The sequence below is a fragment of the Pseudonocardia sp. SID8383 genome, from assembly GCF_009864975.1.
GTDB lineage: Bacteria > Actinomycetota > Actinomycetes > Mycobacteriales > Pseudonocardiaceae > Pseudonocardia > Pseudonocardia alni.
The window spans coordinates 1-1167 of record NZ_WWFY01000123.1; the positions used below are offsets into that span (position 1 = coordinate 1).

Sequence of the window (1167 nt, forward strand, 5' to 3'; positions counted from 1 at the left end):
GCCGGGTCGGCCGGGACGGTGAAGACCGTCAGGACCAGCGGTGCGCCGTCCGGCGGGTACAGCACCCCGGAATCGTTGCGCTCCCCGAGCGGCCCGGAGCCGGTCTTGTCGCCGACGGTCCAGCCGGCCGGGACCGCCGCGCGGATCTGCCGGTCGCCGGTGGTGTTCGCCCGCAGCCAGCCGGTCAGCCGGTCGCGCTGCGCGGGCGGCAGGGCGTCGCCGAGGACCAGGGTGCGCAGCGTGGCGGCCAGCGCGGCCGGGGTCGAGGTGTCGCGCTCGCCGTCGCGGTCGTTCAGCGCGGTCTCGGCCCGGTCGGAACGGGTGACGGTGTCCCCGGTCGTGCGCAGCCACGCGGTCAGCTCGGCGGGGGAGCCGACCTCGCGCAGCAGCAGGTTGTGCGCGGTGTTGTCCGAGACGGTGACGGCGGCCTCGCACAGCTGTGCCACGGTCATCCCCGCGGCCAGGTTCCGGGTCGTGACGGGCGCGTACTCCAGCAGGTCGGCGCGCCCGTAGCGGACCGGGCGGTCGAGCAGGCCGGGCTCGGACAGCGAGCGGTGCAGCACGAACCCGGCCATCAGCGCCTTGACCACCGAGCACATCAGGAAGCGGTCGCCGTCGCGGTGCCCGGCCGCCGCGCCGGTGCCGGTGTCGAGCACGTGCACCCCGATCGTGCGGGCGTACTCGCGTTCGACGTCGGCCAGCGCGGGGATCGGTGCGCTCCCGGCGCCCGGGTCCGCCGGGGCGGGTGTCGCGGGTGCGGGCGGAGCCGCCGGTGCGCAGCCGGTCAGCGCGGCGCCGCCCAGTGCGGCACCGGCCAGGAGCAGGGAACGGCGGGTGATCGTCATGGGCGCACCGTGTCGCATCCGGACCGATAGCGCGAATACGATCGTGCTTCGCGTGTGATAGCCGATCGATATGGAGCGAGCCGGTGGACCTGCTGCGGCACCTGACGTTCTTCGTCGCCGTCGCCGAGGAGCGGCACTTCGGGCGGGCCGCCGCCCGGCTCGGGATGACGCAGCCGCCGCTGTCCCAGGGCCTGCGACGGCTGGAGGCCCGGCTCGGCACCTCGCTGTTCGACCGCGGACCCGGCGGCGTCTCCCCGACGGCGGCCGGTCGCGACCTGCTGCCCCGCGCCCGTGCCCTGATCGAGGACGCCGCGGCGCTCGG

At 76.1% G+C, this 1167-nt stretch carries 2 protein-coding genes; one reads left to right on the forward strand and one right to left on the reverse strand.

All coding sequences use genetic code 11. The features are described 5' to 3' along the window. Positions 1-845, reverse strand: an 845-nt coding sequence (gene bla, locus GTW08_RS02870) for a class A beta-lactamase (protein ID WP_161151356.1), incomplete at its 3' end; no start/stop codon positions are given. A gap of 83 nt (positions 846-928) precedes the next feature. On the opposite strand from bla, the gene GTW08_RS02875 reads away from it, so the two are divergent. Continuing rightward, a partial coding sequence (locus tag GTW08_RS02875) for a LysR family transcriptional regulator (protein WP_161151357.1) occupies positions 929-1167 on the forward strand: 239 nt, incomplete at its 3' end.